This is a genomic window from Pseudomonas taetrolens, from assembly GCF_900475285.1.
In the GTDB taxonomy this organism is placed as follows: Bacteria; Pseudomonadota; Gammaproteobacteria; order Pseudomonadales; family Pseudomonadaceae; genus Aquipseudomonas; species Aquipseudomonas taetrolens.
The window spans coordinates 1,496,409-1,512,574 of the sequence record NZ_LS483370.1 but is presented as its reverse complement, the minus strand read 5'-3'; the positions used below and the strand labels follow the sequence as shown (position 1 = coordinate 1,512,574).

The following is a 16,166-nucleotide window of genomic DNA, read 5'->3' as shown; positions in this document are numbered from 1 at the left end:
CCCTGCGTGGGGGGTCTGTCTGATGATTTCAAGCATAAATAGGAGGCCACATGGCTGACAAAAAAGCGCAGTTGATCATCGAGGGCGCAGCCCCCGTCGAGCTGCCCATTTTAACTGGCACCGTGGGTCCCGATGTAATCGATGTGCGAGGCCTTACGGCCACGGGCCGGTTTACATTTGACCCTGGCTTCATGTCGACTGCATCTTGCGAGTCGAAGATCACCTATATTGATGGTGACAACGGTATCCTGCTGCACCGTGGCTACCCGATCGAACAGCTGGCCGAACACTCTGACTACCTTGAAACCGCTTACCTGCTGCTGAACGGCGAACTGCCGACCGCAGAGCAGAAGGCTCAATTTGTCAGCACCGTAAAGAACCACACCATGGTTCACGAGCAGTTGAAGACCTTCTTCAACGGCTTCCGTCGTGACGCCCACCCGATGGCAGTCATGTGCGGTGTAGTCGGCGCCCTCTCGGCCTTCTACCACGACTCCCTGGACATCAATAACCCGCAGCATCGCGAAATTTCCGCGATCCGCCTGGTTGCCAAGATGCCGACACTGGCCGCGATGGTTTACAAGTACTCCATGGGTCAACCCATGATGTACCCGCGTAACGACCTGACCTACGCCGAAAACTTCCTGCACATGATGTTCAACACACCGTGCGAGATCAAACCGATCAGCCCGGTGCTGGCCAAGGCCATGGATAAGATCTTTATCCTGCACGCCGACCATGAACAGAATGCTTCGACATCAACCGTACGCCTGGCGGGCTCTTCGGGTGCCAACCCGTTCGCCTGTATTGCTGCCGGTATCGCTGCACTGTGGGGCCCTGCCCACGGCGGTGCCAACGAAGCCGTGCTGACCATGCTCGACGAAATTGGCGATGTGTCAAACATCGACAAGTTCATCGCCAAGGCCAAGGACAAAAACGATCCGTTCAAGCTGATGGGCTTCGGTCACCGCGTTTACAAAAACCGCGACCCTCGTGCAACCGTCATGAAAAAGACTTGCGACGAAGTGCTTAAAGAGCTGGGCATCAAGAACGATCCGCAACTCGAACTGGCCATGCGCCTGGAAGAGATCGCCCTGACTGACCCGTACTTCATCGAGCGCTCGCTGTACCCGAACGTCGACTTCTACTCGGGGATCATCCTCAAGGCGATCGGCATTCCGACCAGCATGTTCACTGTGATCTTCGCCCTGGCCCGCACAGTCGGCTGGATCTCCCACTGGAAAGAAATGCTCTCCAGCCCGTACAAGATTGGCCGTCCACGCCAGCTGTACACGGGTTACGAGTCGCGCGACCTGATCAAGCTGGAAGACCGCAAGTAAGCCTTTATCCTGCGATAACTGCCTGATTGCATCGAATACGGCCTCTATTTATATAGAGGCCGTATTTTTTTGCGCCCGGAATACCTCCGTCGCAGCCTTCGGCAGCGGCTACAGAAGCACGCGAGTCTGCAGCGGGCGCGTCCAGAGAACCTTGGTAGCCGCTGCCGCAGGCTGCGATAAGGGCCGAAGGACCTTCAAGAGCAGGGTCGCAGCGCAACCCGCCGCAGCCTTCGGCAGCGGCTACAGCAGCATTCCGGACCGCCCCATCCACTTGACCGCTGCTACAAAAGGTCTTTGTGGCCGCACAAACAAAAATACCCCTGCCTTTCGACAGGGGTATTTCATGAGTGCTTACAACGTTTGAGCGTTTTAGTGAGACACCGCCCCGCTCGCCCCCAGCCCTGTCTGTGAACGCACAAACTGCGGGAAGAACAGCGCACGCTCTTTCTCGGCCGACTTGGATTTGTCGGTAATCGAGAAGAACCAGATACCCACGAACGCGATGATCATCGAGAACAACGCCGGGTATTCATAAGGGAAGATGGCTTTTTCATGATGCAGAATCTGCACCCAGATGGTCGGGCCCAGGATCATCAAGCCAACCGCGCTTATAAGCCCCATCCAGCCACCAATCATTGCTCCGCGAGTGGTCAGGTTTTTCCAGTACATGGAAAGCAGCAGGACCGGGAAGTTGCAGCTCGCGGCGATGGAGAACGCCAGGCCCACCATGAACGCAATGTTCTGGCTTTCGAACAGGATGCCCAGGCCAATAGCCAGAACGCCCAGGATCACAGTGGTGATTTTCGAAACGCGAATCTCTTCCTTGTCATTGGCTTTGCCTTTTTTGATCACGCTGGCATACAGGTCGTGAGATACCGCCGACGCGCCGGCCAGGGTCAGACCCGCAACCACCGCCAGGATCGTGGCGAAGGCCACTGCCGAAATAAAGCCCAGGAAGATACTGCCACCGACCGCATCCGCCAGGTGCACGGCTGCCATGTTGTTGCCACCCAGCAAGGCACCCGCAGCGTCCTTGAATGCAGGGTTGGTGCTGACCAGCAAGATCGCGCCGAAACCGATGATGAAGGTCAGGATGTAGAAGTAACCAATGAAGCCCGTTGCGTAGAGCACACTTTTACGTGCTTCTTTGGCATCGCTCACCGTGAAGAAGCGCATCAGAATGTGCGGCAGGCCCGCAGTACCGAACATCAGCGCCAGCCCCAGAGAGAACGCCGAAATAGGGTCTTTCACCAGGCCGCCCGGGCTCATGATGGCATCGCCTTTAGGGTGAACCTTGACGGCTTCGGCAAACAGCGAGTTGAAGTCGAAGTTGACGTGCTTCATTACCATTACGGCCATGAACGTCGCACCCGACAGCAGCAGCACCGCCTTGATGATCTGTACCCATGTAGTCGCCAGCATGCCGCCGAACAATACATACAGGCACATCAGGATGCCCACCAGAATCACCGCAACGTGATAGTCCAGCCCGAACAGCAGTTGTATCAGCTTGCCAGCACCCACCATTTGCGCGATCAGATAAAACGCGACCACCACCAGAGAGCCGCAGGCCGACAACGAACGGATCTGGGTTTGACCCAAACGGTACGAGGCCACGTCAGCAAAGGTGTACTTGCCTAGGTTACGCAGACGCTCTGCGATCAGGAACAGGATGATTGGCCAACCGACCAGGAAGCCGATCGAATAGATCAGGCCGTCATAGCCAGAGGTGTAAACCAGCGCGGAAATCCCCAGGAAAGACGCCGCAGACATGTAGTCGCCGGCAATCGCCAGACCGTTCTGGAAGCCTGTGATTTTACCGCCCGCAGCGTAGTAGTCCGCTGCCGACTTGTTACGCTTGGAAGCCCAGTAGGTGATGCAGAGGGTTGCGCCGACAAACAGCACAAACATGATGATTGCCGAGACGTTGAGTGGCTGCTTTTGCACCTCTCCGGTCAGGGCTTCCGCCGCCCAGACACTCGGGGCAAAGGCAGCAACGCCCAGTGTTGCCAGTAGACGCCGGCTCATTTCCCTGCCTCCTTGAGAATTGCATTGTTCAGGTCATCGAATTCACCATTGGCGCGGCGCACATAGATGCCGGTCAAGATGAAGGCTGAAACGATCAGCCCGACACCGATGGGGATACCCCAGGTAATCGTCGAATCGGGGGTTATTTTTGCCCCCATGATGTGTGACCCGTAAGCAATCAAAAGGATAAAGGCGGCATATAGCCCAAGCATGATCGCCGAGAGAATCCAGGCGAAGCGCTCCCTTTTTTTAACCAGCTCCTTGAAACGCGGGCTGTTTTGAATCGAGAGGTAAATGCTGTCGTTCATTATTTTTGTCCTCGCAGCACAGATAAGATGGAACGTTTTCACTATTGGGGCGCTTCAAAATCTAAGCCAGACGACTTTAGTAGTAGAACTTGAAATCTGGCGTAGCCCCCGGTTTCTCTAGGCTGCAAGGAAAATGACTACAAGCGTAAAAGCCAAAAAAAGCAAAACCGTTTGGCGTAAACACCAAACGGTCTTGTGTGCTGCGGACTAGACGCTTCGCCGTTATTTAGCCGTCCACTCGGCTACACGCTGAGGATGTTTGGCCACCCACTCTTTGGCAGCCGCTTCAGGTTTTGCACCCTCTTGAATGGCCAGCATCACCTCACCAATTTCGTCTTTTGAATCCCAGGAAAACTTCTGCAGGAAATTCGCCACCTCAGGCGCCTTGGCCTCAAGCCCCTTGCTGCCGATGCTATTGACGGTTTCTGCTGCGCCATACACACCTTTGGGATCATCCAGGAAGCGCAGTTTCCATTTGGCGAACATCCAGTGAGGCACCCACCCGGTCACGGCAATAGGGTCTTTCTTGGCATAAGCACGCCCCAACTCCGAAGTCATGGCAGCCCCCGAACTGGCTTGCAGCTTATAGCCCGCGAGGTCGTAATCCTTGATTGCCTCATCGGTCTTCAGCATGACGCCCGAGCCCGCGTCGATCCCGACAATCTTTTTCTTGAAGCCGTCGTCGGTTTTTAAATCTGCAATGGACGTGGCTTTCACGTACTCCGGCACGATGAGACCGATCCGGGCGTCTTTGAAGTTCGGACCGTAATCGACCACCTTGTCTTTGTTCTTGGTCCAATACTCGCCATGGGTAACAGGCAGCCAGGCGGACAGCATGGCATCCAGCTTACCCGTGGCGACGCCTTGCCACATGATCCCGGTCGCCACCGGCATCAGCTTTACGTCATAGCCGAGCTTCTGCTTGATGACTTCAGCCGCGACATGGGTGGTCGCCACACTGTCGGACCAACCGTCAACGTACCCAATGCTCAAGGTGGGTTTATCCTGTGCGCTTGCCTGGCCGGCACTTATTGCCAGCACTACGGCAGCCCCCACGCCCAATAGTCGTCGCATTCTCATTATTGATTCCCCACAGTGCCGGGCCCGACGAGTGCCGGACCGCATAAGGATCGTTTTCAGGGCACAATGCGCGCCCAAGCCAAACCCTCCCCTTGATCATCAACCTCACCCGGCGCCCGTCCTTTGCTGACGACGACATCAAGGCACCCGCCAGCGACATTCAGCAAAGGTGAAAGCACACAGCGGCTTACTCTGCCCAAACTTTGCATGTCAAAATCATACGGAGGCGCTGAGCGCTTCTAATTACAGGTAAGATGCGCGGCTTTGTTCCCATACGGCCCGACCATGTCCGCGACTGCCCGCTTCCCCGTCCTGCCTTATCTGTTTGCCTGTCTACTGGGCGCATTTGCCATTGCCGGTTTCTGGTACGGGCTGGGTCAACCGGTAACGCTGCCCGACGCCGCCACTCCGACGCACAAACTGCAGTGCGCGTCCTACACGCCATTCGATAAGGATCAGTCCCCCTTCGACCAGCCTTTCGTACCTCGCGTTGAACGCATGGACGCAGACCTGGCGCTGCTCGCTACGCGCTTCGAGTGTATTCGCACCTATTCACAAACGGGCCTCGAAGCCCTGCCGGAACTGGCCCGCAAGCATGGTTTGAAAATCATGAGCGGTGCCTGGGTAAGCCCCAACCCGGTGGACACGGCCAAGGAAGTCAACGCCTTGATTGCCTCCGCCAATGCCAATCCGGACGTGATCAGCGCGGTCATCGTGGGCAACGAAACCCTGCTGCGTAAAGAGGTTACCCCTGCCCGCCTGGTCATGCTGATCAACCAGGTTAAAAGTCAGGTCAAGCAACCCGTAACTTATGCCGATGTCTGGGAGTTCTGGCTGCAACATCCGGAAATTGCCCCGGCAGTCGACTTCCTGACCATCCACCTGCTGCCTTATTGGGAGGATGACCCTGCCGGTATCGACCAGGCTGTTAATCATGTCGCCCAGATCCGTCAGGTATTCGGCAATAAATTCGCCCCGAAAGACATTCTCATCGGCGAGACCGGCTGGCCGAGCGAAGGCCGTCAACGTGAAACAGCCCTGCCGAGCCGGGTCAATGAGGCCAGGTTCATTCGCGGCTTTGTCACTCAAGCCGAGCAAAATGGCTGGAAGTACAACTTGATCGAGGCCTTTGATCAGCCCTGGAAACGCGGTAGCGAAGGTGCAGTGGGCGGCTACTGGGGTCTGTTCGATGCCGATCGCCAGGACAAAGGCATCCTGGCTGGCCCCGTGTCCAACCTGCCGCACTGGCCGATCTGGCTGGGACTCGGTGGCACATTGTTTATCGGCACTCTGGTGTTGGGCGGACGGCTTCGTCATACCCGCGCCGCCTTGCTGCTCCCGGCCTTGGGGGCTGTCGCCGGGTGCAGCATCGTGGCATGGGCCGAACTGGCCTCGGTGACCAGCCGTTTTGTCGGAGAATGGCTATGGGCCGGCCTGCTGATTGCCCTGAACCTGATCGTGCTGGCCCATGCAGCATTGGCGCTTGGCGACAGAAGCGGATGGCGCGGACGCTGGTTCAATGCCTTCGAGCGTCGTGCTGGATGGTGGCTGGCGGCTGCGGGCTTTGCGGGTGCCGTGATGATGCTGGGGCTGGTGGTCGAGCCGCGCTATCGCAGCTTCCCGAGTGCCGCCCTGCTATTGCCGGCGCTGGTTTACTTGTTGCGCCCGGTCAAAGACGGACCTCGCCGGGAATTCGGCCTGCTGGCGTTCATCGTGGGTGCCGGGATTCCATTGCAGCTGTATCGCGAAGGTCTGAACAATCAACAGGCCTGGGTCTGGGCACTGGTCAGCGCGTTGATGGTGCTGGCGCTATGGCGCAGCTTGCGCACGAAGACCGCTCGATAATCAACGTCTTCACAGCCTGCCGGCTTTTGCAGCATGGCCGCAGGCTGTGATCAGGCCTGAAGGCCCCTCAAAGACGAGACGTACGTGCCCGAACCAGTCTCAGCCCGGCAATGACCACTGCAAAGACCGCCAGGCTGGCGTTATACAACGCCAGTGCCGGCAGCCCGAACAACAGGCCCAGCACCGCCAGTCCGCTGCCAAGCCGACCTGGCACGGCGACTGCGAGCACCGCCACTGTCAGCGCTGCCCAACCCATCACCCTGAAATGTATCAGCCACCCCAGGCTCGCACGCATCTGACATTCCCACCGGGCAGCCTCCGCCACACACGCCCCCACCCATTGCGGATCCTCCATGAAGCCATAGCGCAGGCCATAACTGGCAGCCAGCCATACGGGCAGAGCAATAAGCAGCAAGACAAATGGCATACGAAAACGCATAGAAACTCCGATAGGCAAAAGCGGCGCCCAGCTTAATCGCCCTCATTGGGTATGCAAGCCTTGCAATCAGATATCTGTTCACTAAAGTCATTCAACGTGTATCGTCTGGTAGTTTTTGCCTGCCTGCGACTCTTGGGGGATTTATTTAGTGCCTTCGCACGGCACTTCGGCGGTAGCCCTGTGGTCATAGCCTGCGAATCTTCTCCGCACCTTTTCTTGGGAAAGTCGTCATGCTTCGTTCTCTACCCCTCGCTGCCTTATTGGCCGGCCTAATATTGAGTGCGTCAGCACAGGCGGTCGATATCGACCCCGCCACCTATGGCTACCCCATCACCAACCCGTTCGAGGCTACGATTGCCACGACGCCACCGGAGATGCGCCCTCTACTGCCCCATGAAGAGGACATCAACCAGTCGGATTACAGCCTTAGCCTGCGACCAGAACGTGAGTTCACGCTGCCGGCGAACTTCTGGGCCGTGAAAAAACTGACCTACCGCATGGCCAAGCAAGACCATCCAGCCCCCTTGATGTTCCTGATTGCCGGTACGGGTGCCGCCTATGACAGCAGCCTCAACGAGTACCTGAAAAAACTCTTCTACCAAGAGGGTTATCACGTTGTGCAGCTGTCATCACCCACCAGCTATGACTTCATGAGCGCTGCCTCGCGCCTGGCCACTCCGGGTATCAGTCAGTACGACGCCGAAGACCTGTATCACGTCATGCAAGCGATACGCGCTCAGCAAGCCGATGTGCCGGTCACCGACTATTACCTTAGCGGCTACAGCCTGGGCGCTCTGAATGCTGCTTTTGTCAGCCACCTGGACGAAACCCGCAAATCGTTCAACTTCAAAAAAGTATTGATGCTCAACCCCCCCGTCAATCTCTACACCTCGATCAGCAATCTCGACAAGCTGGTCCAGACCGAGGTCAAGGGCATCGACAACAACACCACCTTTTACGAGTTGGTACTGGGCAAGCTGACCCGCTTCTTCCAGCAAAAAGGTCATATCGACCTGAATGCGGCGCTGGTCTACGACTTGCAGAATTCCAAGGAACGGTTGACCAACGAACAGATGGCGATGCTGATCGGCACCATGTTCCGCTTCTCGTCGGCCGATATCGTGTTCACCTCGGACCTGATCAACCGCCGGGGCCTGATCACCCCACTGAATTACCCGATTACCGAAAGCACCAGCCTGACGCCGTTCCTCAAGCGTTCGTTGCAGTGCGACTTTGACTGTTACCTGACCGAGCAGGTCATCCCCATGTGGCGCGCTCGAACAGATGGTGGGGGGTTGTTGCAGTTGATTGACCAGGTCAGTCTCTACGCGCTCAAGGACTACATGCAGAACAGCCCGAAGATTGCCGTGATGCACAACGCCGACGACATTATTCTCGGCCCCGGCGACCTGGGTTTTCTGCGCAAAACCTTTGGCGACCGTCTGACGGTTTACCCCTATGGCGGCCACTGCGGCAACCTTAACTATCGTGTAAACGCTGACGCTATGCTGGAGTTCTTCCGTGGCTAAACGACTATTGCTTCTCGCCGCGCTACTGGGTGCAAGTTTCGCCCAGGCGGACAACAGCAAAGCGCATACCGAGCGCACGCAAGACATCGACGGCTTCACTCAGCCGCTGAAATTGCTGAAGTTCAATCCGGGTCTCGACCAGCGCGAGTTCGAGCGCGCCACCATGAACGCGCTCAACGTGTATGACCCGCTGGAATCGATCAATCGCAGGATCTACCACTTCAACTACCGCTTCGATCAGTGGGTCTTCCTGCCTGTGGTCGACGGTTACCGCTATGTCACCCCCAGCTTTCTACGCACCGGGGTGAGTAACTTCTTCAACAATCTGGGTGATGTGCCCAACCTGTTCAACAGCCTGTTGCAGCTCAAGGGGCAGCGCTCGCTGGAGACCACCGGCCGCTTGTTGCTGAACACAACGCTGGGGGTCGCAGGACTGTGGGACCCGGCCACGGCAATGGGCCTTCCCCGCCAGAGCGAAGACTTCGGGCAAACCCTGGGGTTTTATGGTGTACCGGGCGGCGCGTACCTGATGCTGCCGATTCTCGGCCCTTCAAACCTGCGCGACACCACCGGGCGGCTGGTCGACTATGGCGCCGAACAGCAGATCAACTTCCTCAATGTGGCTCATGAAAGCACCCGTCATCCGGAAATCTGGGTACTGGGCGCGGTAGACAAACGCTATACCACCAGCTTCCGCTACGGCCAGTTCGACTCGCCATTCGAATATGACAAGTTACGCTATATCTACACCGAAGCCCGCAAGTTGCAGATCGCCGAATAGTCACGTGTCATCCGGGCTGCGCTGCGCGCAGCCCGTTCAATCTGCCTGCAAAAAACGACAAAGCTCTTCGCGCTTGGCCAGGGCATCACGTCGACCCAACGCGATCAGTTCCTGACAGTAACCCGACTCAAACAACAAATAGCTCAACACACCGGCGCCGCTGGTTTTTGTGGCACCCGGCCCACGCAAAAACATGCGCAGGGCTGAAGGCAGCTCGTGACGATGTCGGGCGGCAATTTCATCGATAGGTTGGCTCGGGGCAATCACCAGCACCTCAATCGGCGCCAATCCCAGACTATGGGGTTGTGCAGGCAACAAACTGCTGAAGTGGTTAAGACGCTCCAGCAACTCGATATCGCTTTCGAGACTGTCAATGAACGTACTGTTGAGCATGTGCCCGCCAATTTGGGCCAGCGTCGGCTGCTGAGCACTGTACTGTCGTTGCTGGCCGCCCTGCATATCCGGGCCTCGCGGGTTGCCGCTCACGCCAACCACCAGCACCCGGGTCGCCCCCAAATGCAACGCAGGGCTGATGGGCGCAGACTGGCGCAACGCGCCATCACCAAAATACTCTTCGCCAATTTTGATCGGCGCGAACAGCAGCGGGATCGCCGAGCTTGCCAGCAGGTGCTCGACAGTCAACAACGTGGACAAACCAATCCGTCGATGCCTTAGCCAGCCATCGATCACGCCCTTGCCCTGGTAAAAAGTCACCGCCTGTCCGGAAGAGTAACCAAACGCAGTCACGGCAATCGCATGCAATTGCTGTTCGGCAATGGCCTGCTGTATGCCCGAGAAGTTGATTTTTTCATCCAGCAAATCGCGCAAGGGTGAACTATTGAGCAGTGCCACCGGCACATCGGCGCCAACCCCCAGCAGGCTGTGACCGACAAATCGCCCGGCCTGGTGAATCACTCCCGGCCAATCGCTGCGCAGGACGCGATGACTCTCGAATCCTTGCCAGAATGCAGTCAGGTGCTCGACAGCCCGGGCGAAATCCAGTGCGCCACTGGCCAGGCTGACCGCATTGATTGCCCCCGCCGAGGTCCCGACAATCACCGGGAACGGGTTGGCAGCACCACCGGGCAGCAGTTCTGCAATTGCTGCCAATACCCCCACCTGATAAGCAGCCCGCGCGCCGCCACCTGAAAGAATCAGCCCCGTGACCGGCGCGCCCGTGCTCACGGATGACGCCCTTGGTCAGCGACGCTTGTCGTAGAGCTTTGGCTCGCCCGGCGGGCGGGTCTTGAAGCGGCGATGGGCCCACAAGTATTGCTCGGGACACTCACGCACCGCTCGCTCGACCCAGTGATTGATTCGCAGGCAATCAGCCTCATCGCTTTCTCCGGGAAAGTCCTTCAGGGGAGGATGAATGACCAGTTTATAACCGCTGCCATCGGCCAGCCGTTGTTGAGTAAAGGGCACAACCTGCGCCTTGCCCAGTCTGGCGAATTTACTGGTCGCGGTGACGGTCGCCGCCGGGATACCGAATAGCGGCACGAAAATGCTTTGCTTGGCGCCGTAATCCTGGTCGGGCGCATACCAGATCGCCCGCCCGGAACGCAGTAACTTGAGCATCCCGCGAACGTCATCACGCTCCACTGCCAGCGAGTCGACATTGTGCCGCTCACGGCCCCGTCGCTGGATAAAGTCGAACAGCGGGTTCTTGTGCTCACGGTACATGCCATCGATCGTGTGCTTCTGACCGAGCAGCGCAGCGCCGATTTCCAGCGTGGTGAAGTGAAACGCCATCAGGATCACGCCCTTGCCATCCAGCTGAGCCTGCTTGAGGTGTTCCAGCCCTTCGACATGAGCCAGCCTGGCCAGCCGCGGCCTGGACCACCACCAGCTCATGGCCATTTCAAAGAACGCGATACCCGTGGACGCAAAATTGTCCTTGAGCAAGCGCTTGCGTTCAGCGGCGGTTTTTTCCGGGAAGCACAATTCGAGGTTACGGGCAGCAATGCGTCGACGGTCCCCCGCTACCCGGTACATCAGCGCACCCAGCCCGCGACCGATGCACAGCTGGGTTTTATAAGGTAATTGAACGACCAGCCATAGCAGCCCCAACCCTGACCAGAGCGGCCAAAAGCGCGGATGAAAAAAAGCAGCTCGAAAACGCGGGCGATCCATGAGTGATTCCGGACAGACAGATGGCCGGGCATTCTACATCGTTAGACCCCGCTTGCGGCTCGCCAGCGTTCTCGTTATAAGTCTCAGCACTTTAAGTGACAAGCTGTGTTAAACAAACCATGAGCCCAACCGAATCGCTAGACCAAGCCCCTGTGTTCCAGTTAAAGGGCAGTATGCTCGCCATTACGGTGCTGGAACTGGCACACAACAACCTTGAAGCCCTTGATCGCCAACTGGCTGCCAAAGTGGCACAAGCACCGAATTTTTTCAGCAACACTCCGCTGGTACTGGCACTGGACAAGTTGCCCGCCAGCGAAGGTGCAATCGATCTGCCGGCCTTGATGCGCGTGTGCCGCCAACATGGCCTGCGTACCCTGGCCATTCGTGCCAGCCGTATCGAAGATATCGCCGCTGCCATCGCCATCGACCTGCCCGTGCTGCCACCCTCCGGTGCACGTGAGCAGCCGATCGAGCCTGTAGAGGCCGTGCCCAAAAAACCTGAAAAACCGGCCGAGCCCGTGATCAGGCCAACCAAGATCATTACCAGCCCGGTACGTGGTGGCCAGACGATATACGCCGAAGGCTGCGACCTGGTCGTCGTCGCTTCAGTGAGTCCCGGTGCGGAACTTATGGCCGATGGAAACATCCATGTGTACGGGCCTATGCGCGGTCGAGCGCTGGCTGGCCATAAAGGCAATGCCAAAGCGCGCATTTTTTGCCAGCAACTGAGCGCCGAGCTGGTGTCCATTGCCGGCAAGTACAAGGTCAGTGAAGACCTGCGCCGTGATCCCTTGTGGGGAGCAGGTGTTCAAATCAGTCTGTCAAGCGACATGTTGAACATCACCCGTCTTTAACGGATACTCTCGCCATTTTCCAACCATCTCAAAATCGTAGAGAAAACAGATTAAAACTTGTAGGAAGTCAGCAAGCAGGAAGCGCCTACGTCATGTAGACCGACCCGAAACGATGGCCCGCCAAGACTGTTGACCTGCAGTCGTTACAGAGATGTTATTCAGGGGCTAAAAAGTCCTTTTTCCTTAGGGGTGAAACACCTTGGCCAAGATTCTAGTGGTTACATCCGGCAAGGGTGGTGTGGGTAAGACCACCACCAGCGCCGCTATCGGTACCGGCCTCGCTCTGCGCGGCCACAAAACAGTGATCGTCGACTTCGACGTTGGCTTGCGTAACCTGGACTTGATCATGGGTTGCGAGTGCCGCGTGGTGTACGACTTCGTCAACGTGGTCAATGGCGAAGCCAACCTGCAGCAGGCCCTGATCAAAGACAAGCGTCTGGAAAACCTCTACGTACTGGCTGCCAGCCAGACGCGTGACAAGGAAGCCCTGACCAAGGAAGGCGTCGAAAAAGTTCTGATGGAACTTAAAGAAACCTTCGAATTCGTGGTCTGCGACTCCCCGGCCGGTATCGAAACCGGCGCTCACCTGGCCATGTACTTCGCCGATGAAGCGATTGTCGTGACCAACCCTGAAGTGTCTTCGGTACGTGACTCCGACCGCATGCTCGGCCTGCTGGCCAGCAAGTCGCGTCGTGCCGAACTGGGCGAAGAACCGATCCGCGAGCACTTGCTGCTGACCCGCTACAACCCCGAGCGCGTGAGCAAGGGCGAGATGCTGGGCGTAGAAGACGTTAAAGAGATTCTGGCCGTAGCCCTGCTGGGCGTGATTCCAGAATCCCAGGCGGTACTCAAAGCATCCAACCAGGGCGTGCCCGTGATCCTTGATGATCAGAGCGACGCCGGTCAGGCTTACAGCGATGCGGTTGATCGCTTGCTGGGCAAAACCGTGGAACACCGTTTCCTCGATGTGACGAAGAAGGGATTCTTCGAGCGCCTGTTTGGAGGCAACTAAGCAATGAATATTTTTGACTTCTTTCGTGCCAACAAAAAGACCACTACCGCGTCGGTCGCGAAAGAGCGTCTACAGATTATCGTGGCGCACGAACGCGGCCAACGCACCAGTCCTGACTACCTGCCAGCCCTGCAAAAAGAGCTGGTCGAAGTGATCCGCAAATACGTCAACATCGAGTCAGATCAAGTACAGGTTGCACTGGAAAACCAGGGCAGCTGCTCGATTCTGGAACTCAATATCACACTGCCTGATCGCTGATCGATCCGGCTGACACCACGGCGGCTTGGGCGCCTTCTCTGCAGAGGAGGTTCCCACGTCGCCGTTGGCGTTTGTTAAGAGGCTGTTTTAATGCCGTTGTCGAATATCCACATCATCCATCAGGACGCAGGCGTTCTGGTCGTCAACAAACCGACGTTGCTGCTTTCGGTGCCGGGCCGGGCCGAAGACAACAAGGATTGCCTGATCACTCGCCTGCAAGAAAACGGCTATCCGGAAGCGCGCATTGTCCATCGCCTGGACTGGGAAACTTCCGGAATCATTCTGCTGGCCCGGGATGCGGATACCCATCGAGAATTGTCGCGCCAGTTTCACGACCGCGAAACTGAAAAAGCCTACACCGCTTTGGCCTGGGGTCAGCCCGAACTCGACAGCGGCACCATTGATCTGCCCTTGCGTTACGACCCGCCCACCAAGCCTCGGCATGTGGTCGATCACGAGTTTGGTAAAAACGCACTGACGTTCTGGAAAGTCCTGGAACGCTGTGGCGACTATTGCCGAGTTGAGCTGACGCCCATTACCGGACGTTCGCACCAGTTGCGCGTGCACATGCTGTCTATCGGTCATCCACTGTTGGGTGACGGGCTTTACGCTCACCCACAGGCCCTGGCCGCCTGGCCGCGCCTGTGCCTGCATGCCAGCATGCTCAGCTTCACCCACCCGCAAACCGGCGAGCGCCTGCGCTTCGAGTGTCCGGCACCGTTTTAAACCGCCGCCGGCCGCGGCCTTAGTAACCTCCCAGATCCGTAGCCGCTGACGCGCGGAGCGAGGCTGCGTCCAGGGCATCAAGCGCCTTGGCCGCTTGATGCCCCGCCTTCTGCAGCGGCTAAGGATCAAAAGATCGCAGCCTGCCAGCTCCTGAGGGAAATGCGTTAAACTCGCGGCCTTGCTGTCTGGAGTAACTTATGCGCGAAGAGTTGAACCAAGGCCTGATCGACTTTCTGAAGGCCTCCCCTACCCCCTTTCATGCCACTGCCAGTCTTGTTCAACGTCTGGAGGCTGCAGGTTTTCAGCGCCTCGACGAACGCGAAACATGGTTCACCGAAGCCAATGGCCGTTATTACGTCACCCGTAATGACTCTTCCATCGTTGCTTTCAAGCTGGGTCGTCACTCTGCGCTGCATGGCGGCATCCGCATGGTCGGTGCTCACACAGACAGCCCCTGCCTGCGGGTCAAGCCACAACCCGAATTGCAACGTCAGGGTTTCTGGCAGCTGGGTGTCGAAGTCTACGGCGGCGCCTTGCTGGCTCCCTGGTTCGACCGCGACCTGTCGCTCGCCGGGCGTGTCACCTTTCGCCGCGATGGCCAGGTTGAAAGCCAGCTGATCGATTTCAGGGCGCCAATTGCGACCATCCCCAATCTGGCGATCCACCTCAATCGCGCCGCCAACGAAGGCTGGCCAATCAATCCCCAGACCGAACTGCCGCCAATCCTGGCTCAGGTCGCCGGCGATGAGCGCGTTGATTTCCGCGCCCTGCTCACCGACCAACTGGCGCGCGAGCACGGTCTCAACGCTGACGTCGTGCTCGATTACGAGTTGAGTTTCTACGACACTCAAAGCGCCGCAGTCATCGGTCTCAATGGCGACTTCATCGCCGGCGCACGCCTCGATAACCTGCTGTCGTGTTACGCCGGCCTGCAAGCCCTGCTCAATACCGAGACCGAAGAAACCTGCCTGTTCGTGGCCAACGATCACGAAGAGGTCGGCTCGTGCTCGGCGTGCGGCGCCGACGGTCCGATGCTCGAACAAATCCTCCAGCGCCTGCTGCCTGAGGGTGACGAGTACGTGCGCACCATTCAAAAGTCGCTGCTGGTATCAGCCGATAACGCTCATGGCGTGCACCCCAACTATGCCGACAAGCACGACGCCAACCACGGCCCGAAACTCAATGCCGGACCGGTGATCAAGGTCAACAGCAATCAGCGTTACGCCACCAACAGCGAAACAGCCGGTTTTTTCCGTCATCTGTGCATGGCCGAAGAAGTTCCGGTGCAGAGCTTTGTCGTGCGCAGCGACATGGGCTGCGGATCAACCATTGGCCCGATCACCGCCAGCCATCTGGGCGTGCGCACCGTGGACATCGGCCTGCCGACATTTGCCATGCATTCGATTCGAGAGCTGGCCGGCAGTCATGACCTGGCACACCTGGTCAAAGTATTGAGCGCGTTCTACGCCAGCCAGCAATTGCCATAACGCCTCCTGCCCCCGCTACCGCAATCTGCGGCAGCGGGGTTGCTGCATCAAAAAACAACTCACATCATTTTTTGATGCGCATCACTCCCCCTCTGCACAAAGCCGCCTAGACTCAGAGCATTCATTCCTTCAGGTTCATAACCATGATTGAGCTGTCTGCGTTCCACTCCATGATGATTCCCATTGTCTGTGGCATGTTGTTGCTGACCATAGGTTTCAACTTTCGCGAACGCCCTAGCGGTATCGGCGTGCTGATGATCTGGTGTGGGATGCTGCTGATTTTTGGCACCATCATCTTCAAAATCCTGGCCAAACTGAACGAATAGGAACCGGCGTCTTCTGCACC

General features: G+C 57.6%; 16 protein-coding genes. 10 read left to right on the top strand and 6 right to left on the bottom strand.

Annotated elements, in window-relative coordinates; all coding sequences use genetic code 11:
• The first annotated feature begins 50 nt into the window (after positions 1–50).
• Positions 51–1,340, top strand: a complete 1,290-nt coding sequence (gene gltA, locus DQN55_RS07300; protein ID WP_048382450.1) for a citrate synthase — start codon at positions 51–53, stop codon at positions 1,338–1,340.
• A gap of 369 nt (positions 1,341–1,709) precedes the next feature.
• Here gltA and DQN55_RS07295 read toward each other — a convergent pair whose 3' ends face one another.
• The 3 genes from DQN55_RS07295 to DQN55_RS07285 all read right to left on the bottom strand — a co-directional run bounded on the left by DQN55_RS07295 (position 1,710) and on the right by DQN55_RS07285 (position 4,756).
• A complete protein-coding gene (locus DQN55_RS07295) occupies positions 1,710–3,368 on the bottom strand; it encodes a cation acetate symporter (RefSeq protein WP_048382449.1) in 1,659 nt (552 codons plus the stop codon).
• Positions 3,365–3,676, bottom strand: coding sequence for a DUF485 domain-containing protein (locus DQN55_RS07290; RefSeq protein WP_048382448.1), 312 nt, complete (start codon positions 3,674–3,676; stop codon positions 3,365–3,367). The genes DQN55_RS07295 and DQN55_RS07290 overlap by 4 nt, the downstream gene beginning before the upstream one ends.
• Positions 3,677–3,898: 222 nt before the next feature.
• Positions 3,899–4,756: a glycine betaine ABC transporter substrate-binding protein gene (locus DQN55_RS07285; protein ID WP_048382447.1), complete on the bottom strand. Its 858-nt coding sequence runs from the start codon at positions 4,754–4,756 to the stop codon at positions 3,899–3,901.
• A gap of 285 nt (positions 4,757–5,041) precedes the next feature.
• Between DQN55_RS07285 and DQN55_RS07280 the strand changes: the two genes are divergently transcribed.
• On the top strand, positions 5,042–6,601 hold the full coding sequence (locus DQN55_RS07280) for a glycoside hydrolase family 17 protein (protein ID WP_048382446.1): 1,560 nt from the start codon (positions 5,042–5,044) through the stop codon (positions 6,599–6,601).
• A gap of 67 nt (positions 6,602–6,668) precedes the next feature.
• On the opposite strand, the gene DQN55_RS07275 is transcribed toward DQN55_RS07280, so the two are convergent.
• On the bottom strand, positions 6,669–7,040 hold the full coding sequence (locus DQN55_RS07275) for a hypothetical protein (protein ID WP_048382445.1): 372 nt from the start codon (positions 7,038–7,040) through the stop codon (positions 6,669–6,671).
• A 230-nt stretch (positions 7,041–7,270) separates the two neighbouring features.
• On the opposite strand from DQN55_RS07275, the gene DQN55_RS07270 reads away from it, so the two are divergent.
• Positions 7,271–8,569, top strand: a complete 1,299-nt coding sequence (locus DQN55_RS07270) for a serine/threonine protein kinase (protein WP_048382444.1) — start codon at positions 7,271–7,273, stop codon at positions 8,567–8,569.
• Positions 8,562–9,350, top strand: a complete 789-nt coding sequence (locus DQN55_RS07265) for an MlaA family lipoprotein (protein ID WP_048382443.1) — start codon at positions 8,562–8,564, stop codon at positions 9,348–9,350. Before DQN55_RS07270 ends, DQN55_RS07265 begins: the two co-directional genes overlap by 8 nt.
• A gap of 36 nt (positions 9,351–9,386) precedes the next feature.
• Here the strand turns inward: DQN55_RS07265 and DQN55_RS07260 are convergent, their stop codons facing one another.
• Together DQN55_RS07260 and DQN55_RS07255 are read right to left on the bottom strand one after the other, a co-directional pair.
• Complete coding sequence (locus DQN55_RS07260) at positions 9,387–10,535, bottom strand: patatin-like phospholipase family protein (protein ID WP_048382442.1); 1,149 nt, start codon at positions 10,533–10,535, stop codon at positions 9,387–9,389.
• A gap of 15 nt (positions 10,536–10,550) precedes the next feature.
• Positions 10,551–11,483, bottom strand: coding sequence for a lipid A biosynthesis lauroyl acyltransferase (locus DQN55_RS07255; RefSeq protein ID WP_048382441.1), 933 nt, complete (start codon positions 11,481–11,483; stop codon positions 10,551–10,553).
• A 119-nt stretch (positions 11,484–11,602) separates the two neighbouring features.
• Between DQN55_RS07255 and minC the strand changes: the two genes are divergently transcribed.
• From minC to DQN55_RS07225, 6 genes are all read left to right on the top strand, one after another.
• Entirely contained in the window at positions 11,603–12,337 is a 735-nt protein-coding gene (gene minC / locus DQN55_RS07250; RefSeq protein ID WP_111724327.1) for a septum site-determining protein MinC, read from the top strand.
• Between the two features lie 199 nt (positions 12,338–12,536).
• Positions 12,537–13,349: a septum site-determining protein MinD gene (minD, locus tag DQN55_RS07245; RefSeq protein WP_048382439.1), complete on the top strand. Its 813-nt coding sequence runs from the start codon at positions 12,537–12,539 to the stop codon at positions 13,347–13,349.
• A gap of 3 nt (positions 13,350–13,352) precedes the next feature.
• Positions 13,353–13,607 (top strand): cell division topological specificity factor MinE, encoded by a 255-nt coding sequence (minE, locus tag DQN55_RS07240; protein WP_048382438.1) that lies wholly within the window; start codon positions 13,353–13,355, stop codon positions 13,605–13,607.
• A gap of 90 nt (positions 13,608–13,697) precedes the next feature.
• A complete protein-coding gene (locus DQN55_RS07235; protein WP_048382437.1) occupies positions 13,698–14,333 on the top strand; it encodes an RluA family pseudouridine synthase in 636 nt (211 codons plus the stop codon).
• Between the two features lie 197 nt (positions 14,334–14,530).
• Entirely contained in the window at positions 14,531–15,820 is a 1,290-nt protein-coding gene (locus DQN55_RS07230; RefSeq protein WP_048382436.1) for a M18 family aminopeptidase, read from the top strand.
• 143 nt (positions 15,821–15,963) lie between these two features.
• On the top strand, positions 15,964–16,146 hold the full coding sequence (locus tag DQN55_RS07225; RefSeq protein WP_048382435.1) for a hypothetical protein: 183 nt from the start codon (positions 15,964–15,966) through the stop codon (positions 16,144–16,146).
• Positions 16,147–16,166 lie beyond the last annotated feature (20 nt).

Coding starts and splice junctions, on each gene's coding strand:
- gltA (WP_048382450.1), top strand. CDS start 51: ATGGCTGACAAAAAAGCGCAGTTGATCATCGAGGGCGCAGCCCCCGTC.
- DQN55_RS07295 (WP_048382449.1), bottom strand. CDS start 3,368: ATGAGCCGGCGTCTACTGGCAACACTGGGCGTTGCTGCCTTTGCCCCG.
- DQN55_RS07290 (WP_048382448.1), bottom strand. CDS start 3,676: ATGAACGACAGCATTTACCTCTCGATTCAAAACAGCCCGCGTTTCAAG.
- DQN55_RS07285 (WP_048382447.1), bottom strand. CDS start 4,756: ATGAGAATGCGACGACTATTGGGCGTGGGGGCTGCCGTAGTGCTGGCA.
- DQN55_RS07280 (WP_048382446.1), top strand. CDS start 5,042: ATGTCCGCGACTGCCCGCTTCCCCGTCCTGCCTTATCTGTTTGCCTGT.
- DQN55_RS07275 (WP_048382445.1), bottom strand. CDS start 7,040: ATGCGTTTTCGTATGCCATTTGTCTTGCTGCTTATTGCTCTGCCCGTA.
- DQN55_RS07270 (WP_048382444.1), top strand. CDS start 7,271: ATGCTTCGTTCTCTACCCCTCGCTGCCTTATTGGCCGGCCTAATATTG.
- DQN55_RS07255 (WP_048382441.1), bottom strand. CDS start 11,483: ATGGATCGCCCGCGTTTTCGAGCTGCTTTTTTTCATCCGCGCTTTTGG.
- minC (WP_111724327.1), top strand. CDS start 11,603: ATGAGCCCAACCGAATCGCTAGACCAAGCCCCTGTGTTCCAGTTAAAG.
- minE (WP_048382438.1), top strand. CDS start 13,353: ATGAATATTTTTGACTTCTTTCGTGCCAACAAAAAGACCACTACCGCG.
- DQN55_RS07235 (WP_048382437.1), top strand. CDS start 13,698: ATGCCGTTGTCGAATATCCACATCATCCATCAGGACGCAGGCGTTCTG.
- DQN55_RS07230 (WP_048382436.1), top strand. CDS start 14,531: ATGCGCGAAGAGTTGAACCAAGGCCTGATCGACTTTCTGAAGGCCTCC.
- DQN55_RS07225 (WP_048382435.1), top strand. CDS start 15,964: ATGATTGAGCTGTCTGCGTTCCACTCCATGATGATTCCCATTGTCTGT.